The 26,078-nt window shown below is 68.5% G+C and carries 25 protein-coding genes and 4 pseudogenes; 11 read left to right on the top strand and 18 right to left on the bottom strand.

The window, feature by feature from the left end; genetic code table 11:
* A partial coding sequence (locus HW445_RS02675; RefSeq protein WP_374939599.1) for an SCO6880 family protein occupies positions 1–582 on the top strand: 582 nt, incomplete at its 5' end.
* Between the two features lie 392 nt (positions 583–974).
* Here HW445_RS02675 and HW445_RS02670 read toward each other — a convergent pair.
* Complete coding sequence (locus tag HW445_RS02670) at positions 975–1,349, bottom strand: peptidase inhibitor family I36 protein (protein WP_180219407.1); 375 nt, start codon at positions 1,347–1,349, stop codon at positions 975–977.
* 722 nt (positions 1,350–2,071) lie between these two features.
* Between HW445_RS02670 and HW445_RS02665 the strand changes: the two genes are divergently transcribed.
* Positions 2,072–2,371: a DUF6342 family protein gene (locus HW445_RS02665; RefSeq protein WP_180219406.1), complete on the top strand. Its 300-nt coding sequence runs from the start codon at positions 2,072–2,074 to the stop codon at positions 2,369–2,371.
* Between the two features lie 15 nt (positions 2,372–2,386).
* Here HW445_RS02665 and HW445_RS02660 read toward each other — a convergent pair.
* Both HW445_RS02660 and HW445_RS02655 read right to left on the bottom strand, forming a co-directional pair.
* A pseudogene (locus HW445_RS02660) lies at positions 2,387–3,228 on the bottom strand (IS5 family transposase).
* Between the two features lie 126 nt (positions 3,229–3,354).
* Positions 3,355–3,930, bottom strand: coding sequence for a hypothetical protein (locus HW445_RS02655; protein WP_180219405.1), 576 nt, complete (start codon positions 3,928–3,930; stop codon positions 3,355–3,357).
* 162 nt (positions 3,931–4,092) lie between these two features.
* Here HW445_RS02655 and HW445_RS02650 point away from each other — a divergent pair, with 162 nt between their 5' ends.
* Both HW445_RS02650 and HW445_RS02645 read left to right on the top strand, forming a co-directional pair.
* The gene (locus tag HW445_RS02650; RefSeq protein WP_180219404.1) at positions 4,093–4,857 is read left to right on the top strand and encodes an IS5 family transposase; all 765 of its coding nucleotides are present in this window, start codon (positions 4,093–4,095) and stop codon (positions 4,855–4,857) included.
* A 57-nt stretch (positions 4,858–4,914) separates the two neighbouring features.
* Positions 4,915–5,535: pseudogene (locus HW445_RS02645) on the top strand (transposase family protein); the annotation flags it as partial.
* Between the two features lie 214 nt (positions 5,536–5,749).
* Here the strand turns inward: HW445_RS02645 and HW445_RS02640 are convergent.
* The 8 genes from HW445_RS02640 to HW445_RS02605 are packed head-to-tail and all read right to left on the bottom strand — an operon-like array spanning position 5,750 to position 14,289.
* Entirely contained in the window at positions 5,750–7,132 is a 1,383-nt protein-coding gene (locus tag HW445_RS02640) for a condensation domain-containing protein (RefSeq protein ID WP_257230791.1), read from the bottom strand.
* Positions 7,129–8,226: a hypothetical protein gene (locus tag HW445_RS02635; RefSeq protein ID WP_180219402.1), complete on the bottom strand. Its 1,098-nt coding sequence runs from the start codon at positions 8,224–8,226 to the stop codon at positions 7,129–7,131. The genes HW445_RS02640 and HW445_RS02635 overlap by 4 nt, the downstream gene beginning before the upstream one ends.
* Positions 8,223–9,239: a phosphotransferase family protein gene (locus HW445_RS02630; RefSeq protein ID WP_180219401.1), complete on the bottom strand. Its 1,017-nt coding sequence runs from the start codon at positions 9,237–9,239 to the stop codon at positions 8,223–8,225. Before HW445_RS02630 ends, HW445_RS02635 begins: the two co-directional genes overlap by 4 nt.
* Positions 9,236–10,246, bottom strand: coding sequence for a Gfo/Idh/MocA family protein (locus HW445_RS02625; protein WP_180219400.1), 1,011 nt, complete (start codon positions 10,244–10,246; stop codon positions 9,236–9,238). The genes HW445_RS02630 and HW445_RS02625 overlap by 4 nt, the downstream gene beginning before the upstream one ends.
* Entirely contained in the window at positions 10,243–11,562 is a 1,320-nt protein-coding gene (locus HW445_RS34235; protein ID WP_180219399.1) for a peptide ligase PGM1-related protein, read from the bottom strand. Before HW445_RS34235 ends, HW445_RS02625 begins: the two co-directional genes overlap by 4 nt.
* On the bottom strand, positions 11,559–11,834 hold the full coding sequence (locus HW445_RS02615) for an acyl carrier protein (RefSeq protein WP_180219398.1): 276 nt from the start codon (positions 11,832–11,834) through the stop codon (positions 11,559–11,561). Before HW445_RS02615 ends, HW445_RS34235 begins: the two co-directional genes overlap by 4 nt.
* Positions 11,835–11,840: 6 nt before the next feature.
* Positions 11,841–13,019 carry a radical SAM protein gene (locus tag HW445_RS02610; RefSeq protein ID WP_151774177.1) on the bottom strand — a complete coding sequence of 393 codons (1,179 nt, stop codon included), beginning with the start codon at positions 13,017–13,019 and terminating at the stop codon, positions 11,841–11,843.
* 7 nt (positions 13,020–13,026) lie between these two features.
* Complete coding sequence (locus HW445_RS02605; protein ID WP_180219397.1) at positions 13,027–14,289, bottom strand: MFS transporter; 1,263 nt, start codon at positions 14,287–14,289, stop codon at positions 13,027–13,029.
* 442 nt (positions 14,290–14,731) lie between these two features.
* Here HW445_RS02605 and HW445_RS02600 point away from each other — a divergent pair, with 442 nt between their 5' ends.
* Positions 14,732–14,899 (top strand): hypothetical protein, encoded by a 168-nt coding sequence (locus tag HW445_RS02600; RefSeq protein ID WP_257230787.1) that lies wholly within the window; start codon positions 14,732–14,734, stop codon positions 14,897–14,899.
* A gap of 152 nt (positions 14,900–15,051) precedes the next feature.
* Here the strand turns inward: HW445_RS02600 and HW445_RS02595 are convergent, their stop codons facing one another.
* The 3 genes from HW445_RS02595 to HW445_RS02585 all read right to left on the bottom strand — a co-directional run bounded on the left by HW445_RS02595 (position 15,052) and on the right by HW445_RS02585 (position 18,174).
* The gene (locus HW445_RS02595) at positions 15,052–15,909 is read right to left on the bottom strand and encodes an IS5 family transposase (protein ID WP_180219396.1); all 858 of its coding nucleotides are present in this window, start codon (positions 15,907–15,909) and stop codon (positions 15,052–15,054) included.
* Between the two features lie 461 nt (positions 15,910–16,370).
* On the bottom strand, positions 16,371–17,120 hold the full coding sequence (locus HW445_RS02590) for an SDR family oxidoreductase (protein ID WP_180219395.1): 750 nt from the start codon (positions 17,118–17,120) through the stop codon (positions 16,371–16,373).
* 157 nt (positions 17,121–17,277) lie between these two features.
* Positions 17,278–18,174 carry an AraC family transcriptional regulator gene (locus HW445_RS02585; RefSeq protein WP_180219394.1) on the bottom strand — a complete coding sequence of 299 codons (897 nt, stop codon included), beginning with the start codon at positions 18,172–18,174 and terminating at the stop codon, positions 17,278–17,280.
* 144 nt (positions 18,175–18,318) lie between these two features.
* Here HW445_RS02585 and HW445_RS02580 point away from each other — a divergent pair, with 144 nt between their 5' ends.
* The gene (locus tag HW445_RS02580; RefSeq protein ID WP_180219393.1) at positions 18,319–18,636 is read left to right on the top strand and encodes a putative quinol monooxygenase; all 318 of its coding nucleotides are present in this window, start codon (positions 18,319–18,321) and stop codon (positions 18,634–18,636) included.
* Positions 18,637–18,733: 97 nt separating this feature from the next.
* Positions 18,734–19,702, top strand: coding sequence for an alpha/beta hydrolase (locus HW445_RS02575; RefSeq protein WP_180219392.1), 969 nt, complete (start codon positions 18,734–18,736; stop codon positions 19,700–19,702).
* A gap of 254 nt (positions 19,703–19,956) precedes the next feature.
* Here the strand turns inward: HW445_RS02575 and HW445_RS34345 are convergent.
* From HW445_RS34345 to HW445_RS02555, 4 genes and pseudogenes are all read right to left on the bottom strand, one after another.
* Positions 19,957–20,703, bottom strand: a pseudogene (locus HW445_RS34345) (transposase); the annotation flags it as partial.
* Positions 20,595–21,104 (bottom strand): hypothetical protein, encoded by a 510-nt coding sequence (locus tag HW445_RS02565; RefSeq protein WP_374939598.1) that lies wholly within the window; start codon positions 21,102–21,104, stop codon positions 20,595–20,597. The pseudogene HW445_RS34345 and the gene HW445_RS02565, both read right to left, overlap by 109 nt.
* Positions 21,105–21,260: 156 nt before the next feature.
* Positions 21,261–21,866, bottom strand: a complete 606-nt coding sequence (locus tag HW445_RS02560) for an SUKH-4 family immunity protein (protein WP_308798173.1) — start codon at positions 21,864–21,866, stop codon at positions 21,261–21,263.
* 68 nt (positions 21,867–21,934) lie between these two features.
* Positions 21,935–23,299: a CDC27 family protein gene (locus tag HW445_RS02555; protein ID WP_218956492.1), complete on the bottom strand. Its 1,365-nt coding sequence runs from the start codon at positions 23,297–23,299 to the stop codon at positions 21,935–21,937.
* A gap of 87 nt (positions 23,300–23,386) precedes the next feature.
* Here HW445_RS02555 and HW445_RS02550 point away from each other — a divergent pair.
* From HW445_RS02550 to HW445_RS02535, 4 genes and pseudogenes are all read left to right on the top strand, one after another.
* Positions 23,387–23,668, top strand: a pseudogene (locus HW445_RS02550) (HNH endonuclease); the annotation flags it as partial.
* Positions 23,669–23,863: 195 nt separating this feature from the next.
* Positions 23,864–24,085 carry a hypothetical protein gene (locus HW445_RS02545; protein ID WP_180219389.1) on the top strand — a complete coding sequence of 74 codons (222 nt, stop codon included), beginning with the start codon at positions 23,864–23,866 and terminating at the stop codon, positions 24,083–24,085.
* 201 nt (positions 24,086–24,286) lie between these two features.
* A complete protein-coding gene (locus HW445_RS02540) occupies positions 24,287–24,445 on the top strand; it encodes a hypothetical protein (RefSeq protein WP_180219388.1) in 159 nt (52 codons plus the stop codon).
* Between the two features lie 619 nt (positions 24,446–25,064).
* Positions 25,065–25,697, top strand: a complete 633-nt coding sequence (locus HW445_RS02535; RefSeq protein WP_180219387.1) for an SMI1/KNR4 family protein — start codon at positions 25,065–25,067, stop codon at positions 25,695–25,697.
* Positions 25,698–26,078: the final 381 nt, after the last annotated feature.

Raw genomic sequence — 26,078 nt, 5'->3', positions numbered from 1 at the left:
GCGACCGGCCTCGAGGCCAACCCGGGCGCGCTGCTCTCACGGGGCGCCTTCGGACCGCTGTCGGCTGTCGAGCACCGGAGCTGGTCCGAGCACGACGCGGCGGCCTCGGTGTCGTGGGTGATGGAATCCCCGCCCAAGCAGTTCGTCACCTCCGACGTCCTGACCCCGCTTCTCGGTCCTGGCCGCCACCCCCGCCGCGTCTCCCTCTTCTACGAGCCGTTCCCCGCGGAGACCGCCGCGAGCAAGCTCGAGGACGAGGTCAACGCCGGCGCCTTCCGCGCGGCGGTGCGGTCGAAGACGGGCCGCTCCGAGAGCGCCCAGGACGCGGCGGACCGGCAGCGGGCGGAACAGGCGGCGCGCGAGGAGGCGCTGGGCGCGGGGCTGGGGCTGACCTCCATGGTCGTGGCGGTCACGGCCTCCGACCCGGAGGAGCTTCCGCGGGCGGTGTCGGACGTGGAGCAGCGGGCCGGGTCGTCGAAGATCCGCCTCCGCCGAGCTGTTCGCTCCCAGGCGCCGGCCTTCGCGGCGACACTGCCCTTCGGGATCTACCTGGCGGACACGGCGCGGCGCCGAGGGCGGTGACCCGCTCCGGGCCTGTGCCCGGCGTTCCTGACACTCCTGGATGACCGGGCTCTCCGGAGGCGCGGACGAGACACGCGGCGTGCGGAGAACAGGAGGATGCCAACACCGGCACCTTCGACCTCGTCTACAAGCTTCCATGCCCTTCGGGCTTGAGTCCCTCTGCGTCCCCACGGCTTTCCGACGCAGCGGCCCGCGTCGATCGTGCCCGATGCGTACAGGCCTTGCACCGACTCCTCCGCGAACAGGAAGGACGCACGGCCGAGTCCACCGCCTGCGTCATCGCGCCCGGTCGGTGAAGACCGCACCCAGCGTGCCCATCCGACTGAAGATCCGGTCGGGCTCTTCCAGTCCTGGCGGGGAGGGCGGTTGAGGGGTCCGGTCAGCCAGTCGGCTCAGCCTCCGCAGCCACCGTACTCAAGGGAGCTCACCGCGTTGTCGAAAAGGAACAGAAGTTCCTGCTTCTCACCCGGCGCGATGCTGTAGTGGTAGCCGCGGTAGTCGGCATCGGTGTAGATGCAGACGGACCCCGGGCCACGGTTCCACACCGAGCTGGCTCGGTCGTTCCACGCCCAGCCGATGTTGGGGACGTCCACCCGGTACTGGAGCTGCAGGTTGCTCCCGGTGAGGTTATGGCCGTCATAGAGGCAGATCTGGCCTTCTTCACAGCGGGTCACGGGTTCATCAGCCGATGCGGTTCCCGGAGCCGCCAGTACGGCGGTGGAGGCGAGGACTGCTCCTACTACCGAGGTCTTGAACGCCAGCTTCATGACTACTCTTTCCCGTTGTTGCACGTTGGCATCTGTGGAAGCGCGGCCATGGTCCCGCCTCCTACTGCCCGGGGCTTGACCCGAGATCGTGGACACTGGTTCATGCGGCGGGAGTCAGCGTAACTGATCGTTGTTCGAAGGGTGTTCGGGCTGATCTGGCAAAACAATTCCGGGCCGTCGCCACTCGCTACGACAAACGCGTCTACGTCTTCCTCGGCACCCCCACCGCCGCAGCCCTCACCATCTGGCTCCAGTGACTGAGCACTCCAGTGGGTGGCTTTCGCCAAGTCCGGCGCTCAGCACCGGATTCTGGAAGCCCGGATCAACGTCCTGCTGGACGCTCACCCTCCTCCCCTGGCTCCTGCTGGCCCCTGTATGGATACCGAATCCGGTGTCCCGCGCCTCCTGCGACAAGCAGCGCGCCGCGTAAACCCACACCCAGCACCCACGCCGAGGCGGTTTCCTTCGGATCATCTGGTCAGCCGGGCAGTCCGCGAGAGTCGATCGATCCGTTACCTCTGAGAGCTGTCACGGCCCTTTTCGGGCTTTTTTACATGTCCAGCACCTTGAGGTCACTTCACGACAAAGCAGGACGAAAATTGGCCATAGTCCCGCAATGCGAAGCCGTCATGTGAACAAGCTGCGTAGGTTCTGGGCTCGGCTCGGGAAGTCCTGTGGCGCCCGGCCGCAAAGTTCGTCCACAGCAACGGAGGGGAAATCGCATGGCTGACATCGACCTCGGCGTGGCGTCCGACTGGGACGAGGGGGACACCCACGGCCGCGTCAAGCTGCGGCAGAACCAGGTCTACCCGAACTCGCCGAAGAAGGACGTGCTCATCAGCTCTCCGGTGAGCATCGAGCTGTCCGTGAACACGAACCACTCCTCCTCGCAGGAGGCGGACAAGATCTACTTCACGACCCACCACGGCTCCACGAAGAAGATCATCGCCGTGCTGGACTCCGACGGGAACCTGCACATCGCCGGCCGCCTGATCACCGAGCAGAAGGACCTCGGCTACTAGGCAGCTTCTCTCGGATTATCTCGCCGACCAGATGAAGATGGCGGCGAGGTGGAGTCCGGCGAGGTAGATGGTGGCGGTCTTGTCGTAGCGGGTGGCAAGGCCGCGCCACTGCTTGAGCCTGTTGATGCACCGCTCGACGGTGTTGCGCTGCTCGTATGCCTCGCGGTCGAAGGCCGGCGGACGGCCGCCGAACCGGCCGCGCCGTTTGCGGTTCGCGGCCTGGCCGGAGGGCTGCGGACCCCCCGGATCCCGCGCTGGCGCAGACGGGTTCGGATTGCGCGCGACGAGTACGCCTTGTCGGGCAGGACAACATCCGGGGTGGTCCTGGGCCAGCCGATCGGCCGCGGCACCCGTAAGCGGGCCTGACCTCCGGAAACGCGGGCGCGTCGCTGGCCTGCCCGGGCGTGAGGACGAACGCCAGCGGCCGGCATTGGCTATCCGCCGCAAGGTAGATCTTCGTGGTCAGTCCGCCACGGGACCGTCCGAGGGCATGGTCGCCCGGCTCGCCAGCCGGGGCCCCTTTTGACGGGCTCCGGCGGCGTGCTGATGAGCCCGGACGATCGTGGAGTCGACCGAGACGATCCAGTCGAGGTCGCCTTCGGCGTCGGCCTGGGCGAGCAACGCGGTGAAGACCTTCTTCCAGGTGCCGTCAGTGGCCCACTTGCGCAGCCCGGTTGTGGGCACCCTTCCATGAGCCGAAGTGCTCGGGCAGGTCCATCCACGGAGTTCCAGTGCGGTACTTGAACGCGATCGCGTCGATCACCTGCCGGTGATCACGCCACCGCCCACCCCCGCCTCGGTACCCGGTCCGGCAGCAATGGCTCGATCCTCGCCCACTGGGCGTCAGTCAGCGACACTCATCAACCAACGATCAGATGATCCGAAGGAAACGGCCTAGGCCCGTCAACGCATCAGCGGCCTGTTCGCCACGCACCGACCTTTCCCGGGGTGGGCGAGGGGAGGACGGGCGAACGTCGGCTCCCTCAGAGTTTGCCTTCCAGGAGAACCGTGCGATGCCCCCCGAGCGCGCGGGAGAGACCCTCGAGGAACCCGCGGCTGAAGTCGGGCCAGTCCCAGAACTCGAAACCGAGATACCCGAAGGCGAAGTAGTCATCCGACCAGGTCCACGCAGTCAGGTCACCAGAGCGCCGGCAACGCGGGCAGACGACTGCCGCGCTGCCTGTGTCGCTCCAGGTGCTGATGGCCTCACCGAAGGGTTCCCACGCACCCTCGATCTCCTCCAGCCGGTCGGTGTAGAAATCCGCCCGCCCGGCGCAACGGGGGCACACCGCGAACCTGGGTTCGCCCTGACCGCAGTTGAATACGGTGCGGCTGGTCTCGATCCGGAGTCCGTCGCTGGGCTCCCAGTGCTCCTGACCGACCGCCTTGGCCCAGGAGGGACCGGGCGGATGCCCCGACGGCGCCCCGAGAACACAGTCGGTGAGCTCGGCCCGAACTATTCCCTCCCTGACCAGCCAGTCGAGTCCGCTGTCCGCCAGGGTGTGGGCGTCCGCGTGCGTGGCGTCGAGATCGACGACGGTCTGAAAGTAGTTCCCCATGAGGCAACGGTAGAAGCAGCCACCGACAGCACGTCACTGAACTGTTTTCATCCTGTCCTGCAGGGGTGACGGTGCAGGTCAGCGGGGTGGTGTGACGAGGCGAGGCTCCTGGTCGTTGCGGTGGTGTTCTCTACGCACCACGCTTCGCCCGAGGAGCCTCGCTTGGTCCCGTATCGTGCCACGCTCGATGTCCCGCATGAGCTGGTCGAGCATGTCTCGTGGCTCATCTATGCCCGAAGGTGTGAACGCGGCACACGGTGGCGCAAGCTGGGCTGCTTCCACCAGGCCCTGCTGGCGCTGGTGCACCTGCGCAAGAACGAGACGCTGCCCCAGCTCGCGGCGGGGTTCGGGATCTCCACCGCAACCGCCTGGCGGTATGTCGACGAGACTCTCGAGGTCCTGGCCTCGTGGGCACCTGGTCTGCAGGAGGCTCTCGTCGGCCTGGGTGAAGGGGACTTCGTCATCGTCGACGGCACGCTGATCCCCACTGACCGCGTCGCCGCGGACGAGCCGTACTACTCCCAGAAGCACCGTAACCACGGCATGAACGTCCAGGTCGTCGCGCGACCGGACGGCACCCCGCTGTGGTTCTCCCGTGCGACGCCGGGCCGCACCCACGACCTCACCGCGGCCCGCGCCCACGGCATCGTCCAGGCCTGCCTGACCCGGCAGATCCTCGTGCTCGCGGACCGCGCCTACCAGGGCGCCGGCGCCACCTTCCGCACCCCCTACTACCACCACCGCGAACAACCCGAGCACTACCAGCAGTTCAACCGCGACCACGCCCGACTCAGAGCGCCCGGCGAACGCGCCTTCGCCCAACTCAAGACATGGCGACTGCTACGGCGAGCCCGCTGTTCCACCCGCCGCATCGGCACAGCAATCCAAGCCGTCCACACGCTGCTGACCTGCACATACTCAGGATGAAAACAGTTCACTGAGGTTCTTCGAGTTGGCCACCGATCGGGTGATGGGCCGGAAGCGGTGTACCTGCGTGAACACACCACTCTCGCGAAGAGCGCCGCCAGGTTCGGGATCAGCGAGTCCACCGCCCACGCCTGCACCGGCGCGGTCGTCGACCTGCTCGCCGAGCGTGCACCGGGTCTGCTGAAGACGCTGCGCGAGCACGACCCCGACTTCGTCCTGCTCGATGGCACCCTCGCCGAGTGCGACCGGGTCGGCGACGGCCGGGCCGACTACTCCCATAAACACCGGCGCCACGGTGTGAACGTGCGGGTTGTCACCGACCCCGGCGGCCGGCTGTTGTGGCTCCCGCCCGCCCTGCCGGGCCGCACCCATGACCTGACCGCCGCCCGCACGCACCGGATCATCCGGATCTGCGAGCGCCAGGGCGTCCCCATCCTGGCGGATCTCGCCGACCAGGGCGCCGGCCCGTGGCTGACCACCGGCATCAAACGCAGGCCCCTGCAAGAACTCACCCCCACCGAAAGGTCCCGCAATCAGGCACTGGCCGCAGCGCGAGCGCCTGTCGAGCGCGGCGTCGCACGGCTGAAGTCCTGGCGCATCTTCCGCAGGTCCCGATGCAGCCCCAACCGCATGACGTCAATCGCCAGGGCCATCCTCACGCTGGAGCGGCAACGCTGAAGAAGCTCAGTACACCTGACGCGACAATGCATTCAGGGACGTCTTCGCTCTCCGCCACTTCCTACCTCGCACCGGCGAGAGGGCGGTCCCGTCCCCCCGGCGTGGCAGGGCGCTCGAAGCAACATGCGCCGGCGGCGCTGTCCCTTGCCGCGCACGTGGCGGCGGAGGCCCGCCGGGGGCATGGGCTGGATAGGTCGAATGGGCGGCCGAAGGCCTACGGCACGGACTGCTCCGTGAACGTTTCGACCAGGGACATGTAGTCGGCCAGAAACGCCTCAGCCCATCGCGGTCCGAACCGTGAGGCGTCGGTGCGCAGCTCGACCACGACGCGCGCCCCCTCGTCACGTACGAGCAGCCGTACTCCCCCGCGCGGCACTTCGTCGCGGGGGATGCGGATCATGGTCACCTGCAGGGCACCGTCGGTGAACGCCCAGGCGGCTCCGGCCTCCGAGACGTCGAAGTTCACGTAGCCCGGCACCGCCGCCGGATCGTCCCGGTGACGCACGCCGTAGCGCTCCGGGTCGAGCTCCCTCGTCATCAGTGCGTGCGGCACCTCCTGGTGGCGCAGTGTGCCGAGGAGTGTTCCGGTCTCCCTACGGACGGCTTCGGTGAAGGGCGGTGCGTCCCGAAGATCGGTGCGCAGCACACACGGTGTGGCGAAGTAGCCCACGCAGTGTCGGATGTCGCGGCGGTGGCGGTTGCTGATGGAGCCCATCACGGCCACGTCTCCGGCCTGCTCTGCGGTCATGCCGAGGCTCAGTCGGCGTTGGCGGACGACGTCCTTGAGCGCCGCGGCGAAGACGGCTGTCAGCGTCGCGCGCCGGAGGCGTGTCGCATCCCGCAGGCGGGTGGTCCGGGGCTCCTCGATCACGGCCCTGCGCACCAGGAGCCGACGCTCTGGTGCGGGCCTGTGCCCGTCATCGGTTGCGAGGTCGCGCAGGTGGGACGGCGGGATCGCTCCGACGCCGTCGAGTTTGCGGCGCCAGTACGCGAGGAGTGTGTCGAGCGTCCGCCCCTGGAGGTGGAGTCGTTCGGAATGGGCGAAGTCGGGGAACTGAGTGCGGACGGAGGGCAGGTTCGTGGCGTCGGGGCCGTCCGCCGAGTACAGCCTGAACAGTTCCTCGGCCATGACGGTGCAGGACTCGCCGTCGACGACGATGTGGTCGACCACGCATCCGACGAGGTGCAACACCGGGGTGATCCGCACGCACAACAGCCGCACCAGCGGCCCGGTCGCCAGGTCGAACGGCGCTGCGGCGGCCTCGGCGACCAGAGCTTGGGCCTGCCGCAGCCCTGCCTCTGGAGTGGCGGACGTGACCTGCTCGACGTGAAAGCTGGTGTCCTGAGGTGGGCGCAGCGCCGCTGTGCCGCCGGTGCCATTGGGTTGCTCCGGGAAGACGAGGCGGAGGCTCTCGTGCCGCTGCTGCAGGATCAGGAAGGCATGCCGCAGCCGTCCCGGGTCCAGCGCGCCCTCCACGAGGCAGCCGAACGTCAGCACGTTGTTCTGGAGATGCACGTGTCGCCCGGTGGCCAGTCGTTCTTCCTGGGTGAAGGAGGCGTGCAGGGCGGCATCCCGGTCGGCCTCGACCATCTTCATCGTGTACACGACAGTCCTTCCTGCGTGGCGAGCATGTCGGCCAGGTCGGGTGGGCATGTCGGTCCTCGCCCGGCGGCGAGCAGGGCCTCGTGGGACGGCCGTAGAAACTCGGGGTCGAAGCCCGCTGCCTGCCACTGCTCGTAGCGGACCCCGAAGCCGAGTTGACACCACAGCCGGGCGTTGTGCTCCTCGTGCCGGCCGGCGGGTTCGAGCAGGACGAGGGGGGTGGCGGACCAGAGGGAGTCCAGGAGGGTGCCGCCGCCTGGTTTGCTGACCATGGCTGCCGCCTGGCGGGCCATGTCGAAGGAGGCGTGGTGCGCGGTGCCCCGCCGGTACTGTACTGAGCCGGGGTCTTCACCTGGGTGGAGGCGGCCGAGGGGCGGGTAGCCGTCGTCGTGCCACGGGTGCCAGGACGGGTCCATCAAGTACGCGTGGCTGTCCTGTGGCGCGGTCAGTGCCTCATCCGGCTCGTGGACGACGAGGTCGAGGGTGTGACCGGCGGCGGCGAGGTCGGCGGCGCGTTCCCGGTAGGTGCCCATGCCCCAGCCTCCGCCGTGGACGAGGAGCCGCCCGCTGCGTTCCGCCCACGGCACGGGTGCCCGGCGGGTGACCGGGATGGTGCAGGGCAGATTGCCCGTGGCCCACGAGGCGAGCCTCACCACCTGCGCGTCGGCGGTCACGGGACCGGTGCGGCGGAACGACGGCGACTCCACGGAGTCGACATGGCAGATGGTCACCCGCGGCAGCGGCAGGCCCATGCCGGACAGTCGTGCGAGCGGGCCCGTCCAGAAGCCGGAGAACACCACCACACGCTGGACCCCGAGGGTCGTCCAGCGCCGGTGCAGCTCCTCCAGCGCGGCGTCGTCGACTGCGGAGGAAGGGTCGGCGGCGAGCCGCTGGCCGGCCCGGGCCACGCGGAAGTCCCGGTGGAACATGGTCCGGGATGCCTCGATGCTGCGCAGCCGGTCGGCGGGGAGGAGCCTCTCGATCACCTCCACGACGACTTCGGCTCCGCGCTCACGCAGTCGTGAGGCGAGCAGCAGGCCGGGCACATGGACGCCGAGCGCCACGCCTGAAGTGAGGACGGCGATCACGGTTGGCCGGTCAGGGCTGAGGCCACCGCGTCGAGGCTCGCCGTCAGGTGCTTCCCCACGGTGCGGCGGGTCCAGGCGAGCTGCTCGGGAGAGTAGCGGCGGGGTACCGCCTCGACGAGCATGATGAGGTACAGGTAGCAACGGTACAGGTCGAGCCGCAGGCGCACGGTGTCCGTGAACGCCACCTCGCCGCCGGCCTCGGCGTAGCCGGTCAGGAAAGCGTCGTCGCGTTCGATGTCGTCGAAGAGCGCGAGGGAGACGAACTCGGCTACAGGGTCGCCCCAGAACATCCGCTCCGCGTCGATCACTCCGGAGAGGGTCCTGGCGCCCACGTCGCCGTCAAGAAGCAGGTTGCCCTGCCAGAGATCGAAGTGGACCAGGGCGGGCCGGGTGACAGCGGTCAGCACCTCTCCCGCTTCCGCGAGCAGCTCCCGCACCTGTGTCGTGGGTCGGGGAAGTTCGATGCCGTGGTGCTCGGCGTCGTCCAGGACGGCACCGGTCATGGCGGTGAAGGCGCTCCGCCAGTCGGCCGCGGGCGGTCCGAAGGGGCGGGCGGGGTAGCCGTACTCCGGACCGGTGAGGGAGTGCAGCCGGGCGACGACGCGGCCCAGCTCCTGCCGCAGGGTCGTCCGTTCTCCCGCCGTGAGGGAGGTGTCGACCTCACTCCAGGCCACGCCGGGACATTCGGTCATCACGATGCCTGACACCACGGGCGGGCTGCCACCATCCTCCACATGCACCAGCTGCGGTACCGGTACACCCGATACGTCCCGCGCCGCCCGGAAGAACTCCGCCTCGCCTCGCAGGAGATCGTGCTCGTACCGCAGCGCCGACCCGCTTCCTGCGGCCGGTGGCCGTTTGACCACCCAGCGCCGCCCGTCCCGCAGTACCAGCCGCAGCAGGGAGTTATACGTACCGCCGGTCATCGGCGTGCATGCTGCTACCTCCGCCGGCGTGACCTGGACCGCCGCGAGCAAGGCGGTGACCGCCGGGTCGAAGTCCTCAGGGCTCATCTGTGCTCCTCGTCGAGGGCGGCGGCGCGGATCTCCCGCCGCGCCGTACGGTGAATGTGCTCCATGATCCGGATCCGGTCGCGCGCCGCCGCCGACTCGGCGCCCCAGTGCCCGGCCCGGCCGCTCAACAGCTGCGCGAGACGCTCGAGTTGACGTGGGTAGTAGGACACCGGCTCGGTACGTGTGATCTCCGTGTGGCCGGTCGTGGTGCGGATCGCCACGTTCAGCGCAACGGCGCCCGCAGCGGGCAGCAGGACTCCTCGAACCCGCACACGCGCCTCGTCGAGGTGGAAGAGGTGCTCGGCGGTGTGCTGTGCGGCAAACGAGCAGGTCAGGGTGGCGGTCGCCCCATCCGGCAGGGGCAGAACGGCCTCGAAGGCGTGGTCGACGCCGTGCGGCTCCGCACACCACGCGGTGCCAGCACCGCCGTATGACGGCAGCCCGACCGTCTCCTGCAGGGCCTGGAGCCAGTAACTCGCCACGTCGTAGAAAATGCCGCCGCCCAGGTCGGGCCGGAGCCGGTAGCCCCCGGGCTCGGGCGTCCGGAAGGTAAATCGGCTTTGCACGTCCCGCAGGCGGCCGAACCTGCCCTGGCGCAGCACGCGCCGCACGACGTCGTGCCAGGGGTGGCCGAGGGTGGGAAGTGCTTCGAGGACCTGCCCGCCCCCCCGCTGCTCGGCCTCCCGCAGCAGGTCGTGCTCGGTGAGGGACAGGCACAGCGGTTTCTCCACGAGTACCGTCCTGCCCTCCGCGCACGCCCGCCGAGCCCACTGGAGGTGCGCCGAGTTATGGAGCGAGATGTAGACGACGTCGACGTCCGGTGCCGTGACCACGTCCTCGTAGCTCGGCAGCACCGTGACACCGTGCCGCCGGCCGAACGCGGCCGCCCGGTCCCTGTCGGACGCCGCCACCGCGTGCACAACCAAGTCGTGCCTGTCGCGGCTCGGTGCGATCACGGCGCGCGCGGCGATACCAGTGGCGCCGATCAGTCCGATGCGCCAGGTCATGCCGCCCTCGCCAGGACAATGCCGGCCGAGGCGGCGACAGCGCGAGTGGCCGCTCGCAGGCGCGGGAACTCGTCCGGCGGGCAGAGCGCCGCGCAGATCAGGCGCCCTCGCGGCGCAACGAGGGCGCCGCCCACGAGGAGGAGCACACCCGCGCCGGTCCCGCCCTCGTAGAGCAGCCCTTCCTCGTGCAGCAGCTTCAGGAGGTGGTCCACATCGAAGCCGTCCGGAATGGTCACGTCTTCCTGCCAGAGATGACTGCGCAGGCCGTGCTCGCGCGCCCGGTCGTCGAGCCGGAGGTTCAGCCCTCCCATCGACATGCGGGCGTTCACCTCCAAGACCGGGATCCAGGTGCCGTCCCGGAGCACCATGGAGTCAACGCAGACGGGTCCGTGGTAGCCCTCCTCGGCGAGTGAGCGGGCCACCAGTTCCATGGCCTCCGGGTGGGCGGGACGGCGCAGGTCGCCGACGAGAGCCTGGGGGACAGGCCCGGACATCTCGTGGCGGTAGCCGGAGTTGGCCAGGTGCTGAATACCGAGGAGGAGCCAGGACCCGTCGGGGTTGATCCGCAGGTGGCTGGAGAAGTCCGCGACGCGGTCGTAGCGCGGCTGTATCACGAACTCGACGGCGAGACCGCGGTCCTCCTGGCGGCGTAGATGGGCGACCAGCCTGGTGAGCCGCCGTTCCGAGGTCACCTCGAAGGTTCCCCGTCCGGCCACTCCGTAGCTGTCCTTGACGAGGACCACCGGATGTCCTGGCTCGACGTAGGACCGTACCGCGTCGGCGAGTTCGGCCGCCGACCTGACGACACGGCCGGCACCGGGCAAGCCGTGTCGCGCGGCCAGCAGGCTGGACCAAGCCTTGCCGTTGACCCGGGCAACCTGCTCGCCACCGGGTGCGTCGGCGGCGTGGCCGGTGAGCTCGGCCAGTACGCCGGTCGCGGGGAGGACGGCATACGGGTGCAGCCGGGCGGACCCGCCGATCCGACGCAGGAGTCCGGCATTCGCGAGCAGCCGGTGCTCCACATCGGCGTCCGCATCGGGGCCGGGGTGCGGCTCGCCCGTGTGGTGGTGCTCGCACGTGTAGCCTGCGGCTTCCCGTGCGGCGACGAGCGCCGGGGCGACCGGTTCCCTGGTGATCAGCAGGTCGCCCGGTTCGGCGGCGGCGAACAGGGCCTCGTCCATGCACGCCACCAGCCGGTCGGCGCCCGGGTCGGCGAGCTGTGGCAGCGAGGCGAGGCCGTCCGGACGCCAACGTCGTTCGGCGTCGAAGGATCCGAAGAGGACGGCCCCGGTGCGGGCCTGACGCGGTTCGCTCACTGTTCGCGCGCCGACCGCCCGAGGACCTCGGTGGTGAAGAACCGCACCGAGCGCAGATGGTCCAGGCTGAGGCTCTCGTAGTCGAGCTCCACGTCGAACTCGTCTTCGACGCGCAGCAGGAACTGGATGGCCTGCAGCGAGTCCAGGCCGAGATCTTGGACTATGTCGGCGTCCACGGTGATCTCCTCCACTGGAATCCTGCCCTCCAGCACCTCCGCGAGCACGTTCCGTACGCGGGTCTCCGTCTCGGTGATCTCGGTCGCGCTGCTCATGAGGTGTCACACTCCATTCAGGTAGAGAAGGATGCACTTGGAGCAGACCGGCATCATGCCGGTCTCGGCGAGGATGGAGCGGACACGACGGAACCGCTCGCTCTGCCATAGCTGCGTCGTCGAGGATTCGTACAGGTTGCCCACGACGAACTCCGGAAAGAACTTGCACGAGCTGACGTTGCCGTCCGCGTGCACCTCCATCCGGTTGGTGACCGCGAGGCAGCGGGTGCGCCGCTGCGCCGGGCGGGACGTGCCGAGAATGAACGACTCGACCTCGTCCGGTTCCAGTTGGGGCTGGTAGCGGACCCGGGGGCGCCAGACGCGGCCGGCCAGCCGCGCCATGGAGTCACGCAGCACCGGCAGCAGGTCGGGAGGCAACTGGTAGGTGTAGGAGTGCCAGGTGGGGCGCGCGGTGCCGGTCTCCGGTGACAGCCATGCGAAGTGCTCGCTGTAGACGGAGTCCATCGCCTGCGCGACCTCGGGGCTGATGTACCAAGGAAACTGAAAGTAGACCGTGTTGACGTCCAGTTGCTCCGCCCACTCCATGAACTCGTACATGCGGTGGACCGTCACGTGCGAGACCATGCAGGACAGCGACAGCTCGCCCTGGAACTCGCCCTTGCGCTTCAGGTCGAGCATCGTCTCGATGTTCCGTGTGGTGCGTGCGAAGGTGCCCTTGCCGCGCAGCTCCTCGTGGTCCGCGCCTAGACCGTCCAGGCTGACCAGCAGGTTGAGGTCCCGACCGATCCGCAGCAGGTCGTCCATCCGGCGCTGGAACAGCAGGCCGTTGGTGCACATGTTCACAGTGCGGGGATAGCGCTCGATCAGGCGTGCCACCTCGGCGAACCCTCTGTGCATAAGCGGTTCGCCACCCCATAGGAACAGCTTCCCGCGCACCGGCGCGGTGGCCTGCAGCACGTCCTCGACGACGGACAGGTCGAGTTCGGTGCGCTGCTTCTCGATTCCCCAGTCGCGGAAGAAGCCCTGCTCATTCCACTGGTAGCAGTGGGTGCAGCGCAGATTGCACTTGTAGGTGAGTTGCAGACTGACCTCGCGGGGGACGTCCGAGGCATAGCCGGTGTCCTGCCGCAGCCGTGCTCGCGACTGGGAGCGGATCGACACCGTGTGCTTGATGTCGGCGAACTCCTTGGCGGTCAGGGTGCGGCTTGTCCGGGGGTGTCGCATTCCGCTCCTAGTGATCTCGGGCATGGCGTGTGTCGGAGGCCTGGCCGGCCGGGTTTTTCGGTTCCTGGGCCGGTCGGGTGGCCGGAAGACTGCGTACCGCGGGCACGAGCAGCAGCGCCGCACAGCCCACGAGGAGGGCCGCGGAGGAGGTGAACAGGACGGCGGCCGCACTTGTCCACGCCGTCGCCACGCCGGTCAGGGCTCGTCCCGCCGGCATGAGGCCAATGGAGCCGATGACGTCGTAGGCGTGGATGCGGCTCAGAGCGTGCGGCGGCGCGTGGGACTGTACGGAGGTCGCCCAGGCCACCGCCCAGTAGGCGTTGGCGGCACCGCCCGCCACCATGGCCACCGCAACCAGCAGCACGGGCAGATCGAAACTGATGACGACGGGCAGCGGTGCGAAGCCGAACAGCGCCAGCAGGCCCGCGCGTAGCGGCCGACCGGGTGTGGTCCACAGGGCGATGAGTCCGCCGAGTACGGCCCCCAGGCTGAAGGCCGACATCAGCCACGCGTAGGACGAGGCTCCGAACCGGTCGATGAGCAGGACGGCCTTCAGCACGTCGAAGGGGCCGAAGACCACCAAGCCGAACAGCGAGAATACCGAAACCACGGACCACAACCACGGCTGGGCCGTGAACTCTTGCCAGCCTTCCCGCAGCTCGCGCCAGATCTTGGGCGGGGCCACAACGGGGGCCACGTCGCCGAGGCGGATGCCGGCCAGCAGCCAGGCACTCGCGGCAAAGGTACAGGCGTCCAGCGCGATGACGAGCGCCGCGTCCGACACGGCGATGACAACCCCGGCGAGAGCGGGCGCGGTGAGCGAGATGACCGACTCCAGCGTGCGGATGGTCGCGTTCGCCTCACGGAGCCGTTCCGGTGCCAGCTGCCGCAAAATGCCGGCCACTCCAGGCTGGTAGAAGGCCTGCGCCGCCCCGGAGGCCAGGGAAAGCATCAGGATGAACCAGAGGGGCGGGCGGCCAGCTAGCAGCGAGAAAGCCAGCAATCCTTGGAGGACCGTGCGGACGGTGTCAGCGGCGACCATCGGGATCCGGGCGTTGAAGTGGTCCAGGACCACTCCGCCGATGGGCATCAGCAGGACCACGGGCGCCAGGGAGGCCCCCATGACGAAGCCGACGTCGGCGACCCCGAACGACCGCTCGACCATGGCAGCGGCCAGGCCGATGGGAAACACCGCGTCGCCGGCCCTGGAGAGCGCGCGGGCTACGACGAACCTGCGCAGTCCGGCGTTCAGCGCGAGAACTCTCCTCATTACGGGGCGATCCAGCCTTTCTGTTCGGCAACGCGGCTACGCACCGGGAAATCTTGCATTCCTGGGCCGAGCCGGATTCAAGCGCGTGAATATTCGCGTGTCAATGGCGTGCAAATTCGGCCACCGGGTCACGCTCTGGTGCGACGCCACCCCTCGCCATTCGTCGACACCGCCTTTGAACTGGGCTTTTACGGACGTCAGTTCACGATGGGGCGCGGCGCGCACCCTGTCCGGAGCGAGACGCGTTTCGCGATATAGCACCCATGGCTGATATTTGCTCCGCTGACACTTCGGCTTGAATCAAGCCGCGAAACAAGCACTCGGGGAATTTCAAAAGAAGTCTTATAAATTCGTCGGCGCGACTGCCGGGAGCTTCTTCCCGTGCACAGCGTCAGCTATTGATGCGACCGCCCCACGCGCACGCGCGCGTGACGCCAAGGCGATGGCCATGAACGTGGAGCTGCACGGCGGGCCGCCGGACGGACAGCGCGCGCCCGTCGACCCCGAGGACCCGGACCCGTGGATCGCCATCATCACCGACCGCAGCCAGTTCGGCGGCCGCAGCATGTACGCCTCCGCCGACACCGGCCGACGTGGGTCAGGGACCTGAGGCCGGAGGAGATGTGAGCGCACGCCGCGGCTGACCCGCCGCCCGGGCGTCGACGAGTCCGCCGGCGGGCGCGGTCGGGGTTTCTGGAATTTCTGGCCCCCAACGCGGGCGCGCGTAAGAGGTCGTTTTCGTCCGATGTTTTATCCCTGAATCTACTGTTTGGTCTGTGCTGTCGGATCGCGCCAGGAGATGGTGTTCTCGCCGGTGAGGCGGCGGGCCATGAGGTCGGTCATGGCAAGGTGGATCATGGCTTCGGAGCGGGTGGGCAGGGTTTCGTGGTCGCGGGCGAGGCGGCGGTGGAGCATGAGCCAGCCATAGGTCCGTTCGACCGCCCACCGCTTCGGGATCGGAGTGAAACCCCTGGTCCCGGGCTTGCGGGCGGTGATCTCCATGTCGATGTCGAGAACGGCGGCATGTTCGACGAGGTGCTGGCGGTAGCCGCCGTCGACCCATACTTTGCGGATGCCGGGATGGTCGGCGGCAACCTGGTCCAGGAGCCGGGCGCCGGCGGCTGAGTCCTGCACACGTGCCGCGGTGACCACCACGGCCAGCAAAAGCCCGAGGGTGTCGGTGACGATGTTCCGCTTCCTGCCCACGATCTTCTTCCCGGCGTCGATGCCCTGACCGGCGGCGGGGACGCTGGTGGAGGTCTTGACGCTCTGCGCGTCGATCACGCAGGCCGACGGCTCGGCGTCCCGTCCCTCCTTCTCCCGCAGCAGCTGCCGGAGCAGGCCGTTGAGCTGGACGAACACGCCGTCTCGCTGCCACTTGGCGAAGTAGCCGTAGACGGTGTTCCAGTGCGGGAAGTCGTGGGGGAGGTAGCGCCACTGGACCCCGGTGCGGTCCACGTACAAGATCGCGTCCATGATGTCGCGCAGGTCATGTTCCGGCGGCCGGCCGAAGTTCAAGGCCCTGCCGCGGCGCTCGAGCCGCCAGGCCGAGAGCACCGGCTCGATCAACTCCCAGCGGGCATCGGACAGATCACTCGGATACGGGCGTCGTGTCGGCACGCTTTCGGCGTACCGCCGCAGACCGAGTGCGCCCAGGCGCACAGCGACACCAACGGAAGCACACGCCCGAGACGGCCAGGCATCCTGGGATGAGACAGGCACAAGTCACTTCCCGCCTCACCTGTCACCCCATCTGAACAGCAAGAACCAACCCACATCGCCAGCAGCATGAGCACCACAACCCGGCGATCCAAAAATCCCCGGATATACGGGTATTCCAGAGGAAAACGACCTCTAAGTGCCTGTTTTCGAACCTCGTGCTCCTTGGCCGCCAGTGCTTGTCGCTCCTCCGCGCCGGACCTTCGACCAGGGGGTGTCCGTCTGCCGTACTGCAGTCCGGTTTCTCGTCGTTGGTCAGGTTGCCGTTCATCGGGGTGAGCGCCGGACAGCGAGCCGGCTGCGTGCGTGTGCGCGCGGCCGGCTCCTGGCATCAGTGCGGCGTCACCTTGTCTGCTGGTTGATCACTTCGCCTGGGCGAGCCAGACCGCGTCGGGACCGGCCGGGAATCGCAGCTGGCCGGTCGTGTCGTGCGCGGCTCGCCACACTGTCTCGGCGACGTCGCTCTCCTTGGTGAACAGGTCCTGGCCCGTGAAGTCGCCCATGGCCTTCTTCGCCCATGGCGCGTAGGGCGCCGGGACCAGTTCGTTCAGCGAGACGCCGTTCGTCGCGTTGGCTGCGAAGTTCGTCGTCAGACAGGCGCCCGGCTCGACCGTCTTCGCCTGCACACCGAAGGGCGCGAGCTCGAGCGCGAGGGATGCGGTGAACCCCTCGATGGCCATCTTGCTCGCCTTGTAGACGGCCGAGAGCGGCATGTGGCCCAGCACCACGCTGGAGGTCACGTTGACCACCACGCCGGAGCCGCGCTCGCGGAACTGGGGCAGCACCGCCTGCGTCGTCGCCATCACGCCGAACGTGTTGGTCTCGAGAACTTCCCGTACTCGGGCCATGGGGGTGCCCTCGAATACGCTGATCGAGGGAACGCCCGCGTTGTTGACCAGGACGTCGATGGGACCGGCCGCCTCGAACGCGGCGGTGATGGTCTCGGGCTTGGTCACGTCGAGCTCGACGACGCGGAGCCGGTCCGACTCGGGCAGGACGCACGCACGCGGCGTGCGCATCGTGGCGATGACGTTCCACCCCTGCGAGTGGAAGTACACGGCGGTCTCCCGCCCGTATCCGGATGAGGCACCAGTGATCAGAACTGTCTTCATGCTGCGGTCCTCGCGATGTGTGGGATCCGCGAATGGACAGGCATTTTCCTGCCCCGCGGAAGAACTCGTGATCCCATTGAATCGCTCTGACCTGCGAGAACAGTAGAACTATCCTCGCTTCCTCTTGCACAATCCTCCTCCGTGGCGCAACTCCCGCTCAGGGCAGAACGCCCGCAGGGGTGTTCCGCAGGCGGGCCGCGTCCCGGCTCGGAGGTGCGCCGAACTGGCGGCGGTACTCGCGGCTGAACTGCGACGGGTTGTCGTAGCCGACGCGGTGGCCGACTCCGGTGACGTCGCCCGGGTGGGTGGCGAGCAGCAGCCGGGCCTCCTGGAGCCGGATCTGTTTCTGGAACTGGATGGGGCTCATTGCGGTCACCGCCTGGAAGTTGCGGTAGAAGGCGGAGACGCTCATGCCGGACAGGCGTGCCACGTCTTCGACCCGGAAGGGTTCCGCGTAGTGCTCGCGGATCCAGCGCACGGCCCGGGAGACATGGCTGAGGCCGCTGTCGGCGAGGCCGAGCTGGCGCACCGCCGCTCCCTGCTCGCCGGTGATCAGCCGCCACAGGATCTCCCGTTTGACCAGCGGGGCCAGTACGGCGCGGTCGCGTGGTTCGTCGAGCAGGCGCAGCAGGCGGACCACCGCGTCGAGCAGCGCGGGCGGGGCGTCGCTGACGGCGATCCCCGACGGCGCGCCTGTGCCGGCGCGGGGGGTGTCGCCGGGACCGGCCTGCAGCAGCAGTTCGGCGACGGCGGACGGTTCCAGCGTGAGTCCGAAGCCGAGGGCCGGCCGCTCGGGGTCGGCCTGGGTGAACTGCCCGGTGACGGGCAGGTCGACGGATGCGACCAGGTACTGCCCGGCGCCGTACTCGTAGACGCGGTCGCCCAGCGCGAGGCGTTTGGCGCCCTGGGCGATGACTGCGAGCACCGTGCCGGTCATGGAGGGCGCCGGCGGATCCGGCCGGTCGACCTTCGAGATCAGAACGCCGTCGATGGCCGTGCTCCAGTCGGGACGGGCATGCCGGGCCAGCAGGGCGCGGAGCTCTTCGAGGTACATGCCTCCATTGCAGCACCATTCGGTATCCCGGCTCGCGTAGCCACGAGGATTGTGCAAGTAGCAGCGAGCATCGTTCTAACGTTTCCGCAGGTCATCCGGGTTGAATGGAATCACCTCACTCCATCAACGCAGAAGAAGGCCTTCATGATTGCCAAGTACGGCTTCAACGCCACCCTGACCGCCAGGCCCGGAATGGGCGACCGGCTGGTCGACCTGCTGCTGACCGGCCTGGACGAGGGCAGCCCCGGCTCGAGCGAACACTGCGTCGTCTACCTCGTCTCCCGTTCCGCGTCCGCCCCCGACGTCGTCCATGTCACCGAGGGCTGGACCAGCGAGGAGGACCACCACCGGATCTTCGCCGGCGAGGCTGCTCAGGCCATCGTGGCGCAGATCGACGGACTGCTCGCCACGGAGCCGCAGCACACCGACTACGTCCCGGTCCGCGGCAAGGCCGCCTTCTGAAACCCCGATACCCCGGCCTGCCGGCCGCATCGGCGCCTGCCGAGGCGGCCCCCACTCCCGTCCGACCGTCCGGCACCACCCATGAAAGGCATCGACCATGACCACAGCACGACCCGCCCTGGACCCCGAACTGCGTGAACTGCTCGCCGACATGCCGCTGATGTCCCAGCTCAGCCCGGAAGTCCTCAGGCAACTGCGCCGACTCCCCTCGACGCCCATCGAGTCCCTGCTCGCACATCGGCGAGTCGACCGACGCGAAATCACCGTGTCCGCCATGGACGGTGCCCCGATACCCCTGTCGGTCTTCCGCCCCGCGAACACCGATCGCACCACCGCCGCACCCTGCGTCTACTGGTTGCACGGCGGCGGGATGGTCATGGGCGACCGCTTGTCGCAGATCGACATCCCGCTGGAGTGGCTCGACGAGTTCGGCGCGGTCGTGGTCTCCGTGGACTACCGGCTGGCACCCGAGGCCACCGGCACCGCCCTCGTCGACGACTGCTACCAGGGACTGCTCTGGATCGCCGAACACTGCGAAGAACTGGGCATCGACCCCGCCCGGATCGTCGTCGCCGGCGCCAGCGCGGGCGGCGGCCTCGCCGCCGGTGTCACCCTGTTGGCGCGCGACCTCGGCACCCCGGCGATCGCCGCGCAGATGCTGATCTGCCCCATGCTCGACCACCGCAACACCAGCGCCTCCAGCCGCCAGTACTCCGGCGGGCCCGGCGTCTGGACGCGCGAGATGAACGAGTTCGCATGGCGTGCCGTCCTCGGCGACCTCACTGACGACGAGGTGTCCGAGTACGTCTCGCCAGCGTTGGCCGAGGACCTTGCGGGCCTGCCTACCACCTACATCGACACCGGCTCCGCCGAGGTCTTCCGAGACGAGGACACCGACTACGCCACCCGCATCTGGGCGGCCGGCGGCCAGGCCGAACTCCACGTCTGGGCGGGCGGCTTCCACGGGTTCGACGCCCTGTATCCGCAGGCAACCATCTCGGCCACAGCCCGGCGAACCCGCACCGACTGGCTCGCCCGACTCCTGCCCTCGAACGGCGCCGCATAAGTACCTGAACGGAAAATCTCCCCGCGCCAGGGCAGGTTCGCCCATCGTTGGCCAGGGGGTGGGCGGAGTTGCTGGTCAGGCGGCTGACCTGCTGGTTCTGGCGAATGAGTGACATGCGTCGTTGGCGCTGGGACAGTGGTGCTCAGGTCCGCGATTCGGGATGCGCAAGGCCAAGGTGATGGCACTGGCCTTGAGAACGATCAGTCCCCCTGCGCTTCGAGGGATGCCGGCTGGCCGCTTCTGCGGGAGCTTCGGCGGGTGATTCGCCTGGTCATGAGTGTGATGGCTGCCCAGGTGATCAACGATTCCGAGTGCTGGCTGAGCCGTTCGTAGTCCCGTGCATGTCGACGGGCGTGCATGATCCAGGCGTGTGAGCGTCCGACGACCCAGCGCCGGGGCAGGACGACGAATCCGGAGGCGTCCTTCGGGCGGCTGACTGTCTTGATCGTCAGGTGCAGGTAGGTCTTCGCCCAGGTCACAAGCTGTCCGGCATAGGCGGAGTCGGCCCAGACGATGGTGATCTCGGGGTGCATCAGCCGCAGCCGGAACAGGACTTCCTTGGCCGCGTGGCGGTCGGTCATGTCGGCCGGGGTGACCATGACGAGCAGCGGCAGGCCCATCGGCCGCTCGGCCCGCGGCTTGTCCTTCGGCTTCGCCGCCCGGACCGGATCGACCAACGCTCCATAGTGAGTCGCGAGTTCGGCATAAGCCTTGTTGATCTTCGGGTCGTAGAGGTCGGGCTTGTCGACCCCGGTCTTCAGGTTGTCCGGTACGAGCCTGCGCGGGACGCCGCCGAAGTAGCGGAAGGCCGCGACGTGTGCTTCCGTCCACGCGTGCTGGTCCAGGTACAGCACCGGCCGGACGAACATGTGCCGCGAGCACGGCAGCACCATCACGAACGCCCAGACCCGGTGGCGTTTCCCGGTGCGCGGATCGATCCACGGTCCGAGGAAGCCGTAGTCGATCTGGGCCTCCGACCCGGGCTCGATGTCGTCGCGCAACACGGTGACCTGCGATTCGCCACCTCGTCCGGCAGCGTCGCGTGGACCCAGCGGCGGAACGAGGAGATCGACACCTGCAGCTTGTGCTCGTCACGCAGCCGCTGGTGGATCGTCGAGACAGTCACCGTCCCGAGCAGGCTCTTGATGTAGTCGCGGTGCTGGTCGATGTCGGGCCAGGTCACCTGCCTGAGCCGTTTGTCGATGAGCCCGGGGAACCACTCCTTGATCAGTTTCGACCAGTCCGCCTCGCTCATCGGCGGGCCGCCCGGGCTGATCCCGGCCGCTTCCGCCGGGGCCAGGTACTTCCTGACCGTCTTGCGGTCCACCCCCAACGACGCGGCCAGCTCGCTCTTCGAGCGGCCCGCGTACCAGTGGAGGTAGATCTCGGTGATGTCGACCACGACGAACGTTCTCCTCGCCATCCGGGCTGCCCATCGGCCATCCGAACCACGGGACGAGGAACATGAGCAGCTCCGCGACGACCAGGTCCCTCGGTCCCGACCTCCGCGCTACCCATGGCCAATTAGGAGAATTCGGGATGGGGAATTACATGACGCTCAAACCGCCCAACCTGGGAAAAACTTGAACGTCGACACCAGAACGTCAGCAGTTCTGCCATAGAGCAGTCCGGCCTGGGCCTCGATCTCCGCACGCCAGAGGCTCCCCATGTCCCAGGCTTCGGAGTCGATCTCCTCCAGGCGCTTCGTCAGCGTTTGGAGAGCGGCCATCGGAGACGACGAGCTGTTGCGGAGATCGACATAGTCCCGAAAGGCCAGCAGCGAGGAGAGGAACCGTGGAATGCCAGTGTTGAACACATGGGCCCCGGTGCCTCGCTCGCGATCGATGAGCAGCACGAACCCAGGCCGTGTCCGATCCAACATCACCGGGTTGTCCGACCCGTCAGACCCGATCACCACGAACCGATCGGCATCCTCAACGGGCACTTCGGAGAAGGCCCAGGATTCCAGCGGACAGGGCAACTGCGGATTGTCAAAAGCCAGGAACGGGGCCGCCTCTTCGGGAATCCCTACGTCTGCCAGTACGGCCACATGCTGCTTGGGCATCCCCAACGCCTCCACCTCGCCACCGGTGTATCGCCTGAGCCTGAAGAAGCCAGCCCTTCGGCCACACGCGGCGAAAGTGCTCCGGGTCGAACTGATCACTCGGCTGCAGGGAGGACATTGTCCGCCGATGGTGACGCCGCCGTCATCACCGGCACCCGGTCAGGGCCTCAGAATGGTGGCGCGTCGGTCCACAGGTGTGTCGTCGGTACGAGTGGTGGCGGGGGGCGTCTGTGCGACAGGATGGCCAGGGCCTCCTCAACGCGGCCGAGGTCGACGAGGTAGCCGGCGAGGTCATGGCTGTTCCTGCGGTCGTGCTGCTGGAGGACGGTGACGGCTTCCTCGGTGCGCCCGGCACCGGCGAGGAGGTGTGCAATGTGCTCCGCCGCGTACCAGGTGGTGCCTTCGGGGTGGGCGCGGGCCCGTTCAACCGCCTCGTCGACCCCGCTGCAGGCGGCGATCAGCGGCGACCGCATCCAGAACAGCTCCCACTCGTCCTCACCCTCGCGCTGGGCGTCGAGGGCATCCAGGTGGGCCAGGCCGTCGGCGGGGCGGCCTTGGTCGAGACACAGCTCGGACAAGGCGTGGAGAATCCAGTCGTCGCTGTGGTGGGCGTCGGCCTGGGCACGCATCACGGCGATCGCCTCTCCACCACGTCCGTGTCGGGCCAGGAGCTGCGCAAGCTCGTAAGCCGAGTTCGGGTCCCGGGCCGCGGGGCCGTCGGCCTGCCCGTATACGGCGATCGCGCCCTCCACTTCGCCATCCTCCTCCAACACCTCCGCCAGCCGCTGGACGGCCTCCTCATGTCCGTCCTGCGCCGCGTAGGCTCGCAGTTCCTCGATACGGCCGTGCCGGGCCAACAGGTCGGCAAGCTGATCACGGCTGTTGACCGAGGTGATCTGCCGGCGGCGGAGCAGAACGATGGCCTCATCGATCCGGCCCTGGCGCTCGCGGATCGTCGCGAGCAGGCCGAGCACCGTGTCGGAATCGAGGCCCCGGCAGCACCACGGGCCGTCGCAGCAGTGGCCGTCCGCCCGAATCCGGCCGGCGAGCAGCGCGGCGGCCTCCTCGTCGCGGCCGGCAACGGAGGCGACATCGACCAAGGCGGTGGCGAGGACCCAGTCGTCGACGTGCGGCACGAGCAGGTTGAACGCCTCCTCGGCGCGGCCGTGCCGGGCGAGCAGCCTCGTGTAGGCCTCCAAAGCCATCGGGTGCCCGGCCTCCATGCGGATCCGGGTGATTTCGATCGCCTCGTCGATGCGGCCCCAGCCCTCCAGCAACTCGGCCGCGGCAACAACAGCCGTCCACCAGCCCGTTGCCACGTACGAGGCGAGCGCCTTCAACGCGTCAGCCTCTCGGCCCTGATCACCCAGCACCCGAGCCCACGCCAGCGCGCAGAACCACTCCCCGCGGCCGGCCTGCAACTCCACCACATCGGCGTGGCCTCGTTCGAGCAGCCGCGAGACCAGCTCCGGCGGGATGCAGCCGGACCGCGTCCGGGCCCGATATTCAAGATCAGTAGCGTCCACGGCCATGCACCATAGCGCTCGCCCCTGACGCCAGGCCGACCACCACCGACAGCTTCGAATACAGCACAGTTGGAATGACGCTCCCCGCCACTCGGCGCCTCCGCCTGGACCGCGGCCCGGCGCGAGGCGTACGCCAACGACCGCGGGCAGGCCACCAGCCTCGTCGCGGTGACTGCGGCATCCAACAGGTCCAAGTCCGACCAGGACCCCGCCCAGTGGCTGCCGCCCGCGGCCGGAGCGGTGTGCCGGTACGTCTCGGAGTGGACCGCGACGAAGTTCCGCTGGAGCCTAGCCGCCGACGACGCCGAGCAGGCCAAGCTGCGCGAACTCGCCGGCGGCTGCACGACGAGCAGCGTCACCTACGAGCCGGCGTAATCCGGTGGCTGGCCGGCAAGGCAGAGCACCTGGTCCGCTCTGCGGGCAGCCTGCTGCCGGAGCGGCTTCCTACTCGCCTCGCCGGAGCAGCCATCTCTCGAACAACGCGCAGGCCAGCCAGTGCCCGCTCACGAACGCCACGTGGTGAGCAGAGACACCAGTGCCCCCTCCGGACTTGCGTGAAGGATCCGCCCCGTGCGCAAGCAGCAGCGCCGTGGTGTCCACATGGAGCGGCTGGCCCGTCTGCGTGGCCGCATCCAGTTCAACGTCGACCGCCGCGTGCAGGAGAGTGATCCCGTGGTGTTCTTCATGCACGTCTCCACCGGCGAGAAGCAGGCGATGCAGCTCTGGCAGATCGCCCAGCTCCACAGCGTCATGCAACGGGGACAAATCCTTGGGCACTGCACACCCCAGTAGTCGAGTCCGGCTTGAGAGCATCGCAGGAAGCCACGGGGATTCTCCACGCCCCCCCTCCGTTCCGTCCAGTGCGGCACAAGGGGGAAGCCCCCGTCCTGGCTCGGTGCGCCGGGAGGCATCGAACGACCTCGGGCAGGCCACCAGCCTCATCGCGGTCACCGCGAGCTCCAACCGCTCCGAGTCGGATCAGGACCCCACCCAGTGGCTTCCCCCAACCACCGCAGCCGTGTGCTGGTGCTTCTCCGGATGGCCCACGACCAAGCGTCGCTGGACCTGACCGCCGACCAGGCCGAGCAGGCCACGCTGCTCGAACTCGCCGACGGCTGCACGACAATCAGCGTCACCTACGAGCCGGCGTAACCGGCGGCCGCCAGTGCCGCAGCAGCCGTGCAGCGTCCAGTGGTGCAGCACGAGTCGGCTGCCCGCGACAGGCGGCCGCGAGTGACCACACTGCCGCAGCGGCGGTGTGGAGCAGCATGCCGGGCCGCTGCACCGGAGAAGCAGCGGCGGTACCCGACCGCCTGCAGCGCCGGCCGCGGCTGCAGGCGGCGGTCGCGGCGCTGCCGTCCCGGGCAGACCGGCACGCGACTGTCCCGTCGGCACGCGGAAGGCGCTGACGGCGTTGGTCTAGGCCGGGCACAACGAGCAGTTGCTCCCCCGCCGCGTGATGGCTGGTTGGGCCGGCGCACGAGGCAGGCGGGCGAGGCAGGCGGGCGACACGGCACCAGGAGGAAACCGGAACCGGCCGGCAGATACGGTTCCCGGGTGGCCAGGCGTGTTCCGTCTCAGACGATCTGGCCTTCGGGGACGACGGCGGCCTGCGTCGACCAGATCAATGGAGACGCCGGGCGGTCAAGGATCTCGACTGATCTGGTCCTCAGCGCCTGGACATCGTGTGCTGTACCGGTTGAACTGGTCCGGCGCTGCGTCAGACCCTCTAATTATTGTGAGCGGTCGCCGCACTCGAGGAGCCGGAACCATGACCGTTCATGCCGATGTCGAAGCTCTGCTTCGGATAGTCCCCGCGGAGCACCGGGGCGAAGAGCGCTTTGACTGGGCGCAGGCGGAAACCGCGCTGGGTACGAAACTGCCGAGCGACTACAAGGCCCTCCTGGACACCTGCGGAGTGGGTGACATCTGGGAGCTGGCTGTCCTCCCGCCCCTGTCGGTGGACGTTCCAAACATGGGCGGCTGTCACATAGGGAACATGATTCCCGCATTTCGCAAGTTGTGGGAGAGGGAGGGCGGTGCGCCGGGTGTCTCCGCCGGCCCGGAGGCGGTCCTTCCATGGGGAACCGGCTGCAACGCCAACGAAATGGGGTGGCTCATGGCGGACACAGATCCGGACAAGTGGCCGGTCGTGGCATGGCGTCGCCACGTGTCCTACGGGGACTCCCACTGGGCAGTCTTCGACTGTGGCATGGTCCAATTCCTCACGCGCATGATGCTGGCGGAGTTCGATGAATGCCCGCTTGGCGACGCGTCACTCTGGGGAAGCCCTGCCCCGTTCGTAAGCTGGCGCGAACAGCGCCGCCGACTCGTCGCCGGACTGGATCCCTTGACTGGCGAGCCAGACCCCTATGCCGACATGTACCCAGTTCTCGATGAGTGAGCCGTCTCCGGGCGAGACTACGCAAAAGGAAGGGGCGCTCGCGGCCTACCCGGCCAGTTCGCCTCAGATGACGGACGTACCAGACCAGTTCATGCGCGACAGGGACAGATCAACAGAGACGGGACAGGGCGACACCGCCGTCGACCGGCGGGCACCGGTGCGGCTGTCACGCCGCTCGGGCGGATCCCCGCCGGGTGGGCATCGATGCAGGTCACAGCCCTGTCCACGGGAGACGTGACGGGCGGCGTGACAGCGACCGTGACACCCGCGAGGGGGGACACCACGCGTCCCGCGGCCCAGGTGCGGGCCGGGTCCTCCGCCGCGGCGTTCCGTGGCCAGGCCGACGACAGACGCCTCCGGCAGAGGCCCCTCCGGTGCGCG

This window comes from Streptomyces sp. UH6 (assembly GCF_013421635.1).
Taxonomy (GTDB): domain Bacteria; phylum Actinomycetota; class Actinomycetes; order Streptomycetales; family Streptomycetaceae; genus Streptomyces; species Streptomyces abyssomicinicus.
The sequence above is the reverse complement of the archived record's forward strand: the minus strand, read 5'-3'. Positions and strand labels throughout refer to the sequence as shown.

What these genes read in the sequence shown, in the direction of transcription:
- HW445_RS02670 (WP_180219407.1), bottom strand. Translation starts at nt 1,349, where the DNA reads ATGAAGCTGGCGTTCAAGACCTCGGTAGTAGGAGCAGTCCTCGCCTCC.
- HW445_RS02665 (WP_180219406.1), top strand. Translation starts at nt 2,072, where the DNA reads ATGGCTGACATCGACCTCGGCGTGGCGTCCGACTGGGACGAGGGGGAC.
- HW445_RS02655 (WP_180219405.1), bottom strand. Translation starts at nt 3,930, where the DNA reads ATGGGGAACTACTTTCAGACCGTCGTCGATCTCGACGCCACGCACGCG.
- HW445_RS02640 (WP_257230791.1), bottom strand. Translation starts at nt 7,132, where the DNA reads ATGAAGATGGTCGAGGCCGACCGGGATGCCGCCCTGCACGCCTCCTTC.
- HW445_RS02630 (WP_180219401.1), bottom strand. Translation starts at nt 9,239, where the DNA reads ATGAGCCCTGAGGACTTCGACCCGGCGGTCACCGCCTTGCTCGCGGCG.
- HW445_RS02625 (WP_180219400.1), bottom strand. Translation starts at nt 10,246, where the DNA reads ATGACCTGGCGCATCGGACTGATCGGCGCCACTGGTATCGCCGCGCGC.
- HW445_RS02615 (WP_180219398.1), bottom strand. Translation starts at nt 11,834, where the DNA reads ATGAGCAGCGCGACCGAGATCACCGAGACGGAGACCCGCGTACGGAAC.
- HW445_RS02610 (WP_151774177.1), bottom strand. Translation starts at nt 13,019, where the DNA reads ATGCGACACCCCCGGACAAGCCGCACCCTGACCGCCAAGGAGTTCGCC.
- HW445_RS02605 (WP_180219397.1), bottom strand. Translation starts at nt 14,289, where the DNA reads ATGAGGAGAGTTCTCGCGCTGAACGCCGGACTGCGCAGGTTCGTCGTA.
- HW445_RS02600 (WP_257230787.1), top strand. Translation starts at nt 14,732, where the DNA reads ATGGCCATGAACGTGGAGCTGCACGGCGGGCCGCCGGACGGACAGCGC.
- HW445_RS02590 (WP_180219395.1), bottom strand. Translation starts at nt 17,120, where the DNA reads ATGAAGACAGTTCTGATCACTGGTGCCTCATCCGGATACGGGCGGGAG.
- HW445_RS02585 (WP_180219394.1), bottom strand. Translation starts at nt 18,174, where the DNA reads ATGTACCTCGAAGAGCTCCGCGCCCTGCTGGCCCGGCATGCCCGTCCC.
- HW445_RS02580 (WP_180219393.1), top strand. Translation starts at nt 18,319, where the DNA reads ATGATTGCCAAGTACGGCTTCAACGCCACCCTGACCGCCAGGCCCGGA.
- HW445_RS02575 (WP_180219392.1), top strand. Translation starts at nt 18,734, where the DNA reads ATGACCACAGCACGACCCGCCCTGGACCCCGAACTGCGTGAACTGCTC.
- HW445_RS02555 (WP_218956492.1), bottom strand. Translation starts at nt 23,299, where the DNA reads ATGGCCGTGGACGCTACTGATCTTGAATATCGGGCCCGGACGCGGTCC.
- HW445_RS02535 (WP_180219387.1), top strand. Translation starts at nt 25,065, where the DNA reads ATGACCGTTCATGCCGATGTCGAAGCTCTGCTTCGGATAGTCCCCGCG.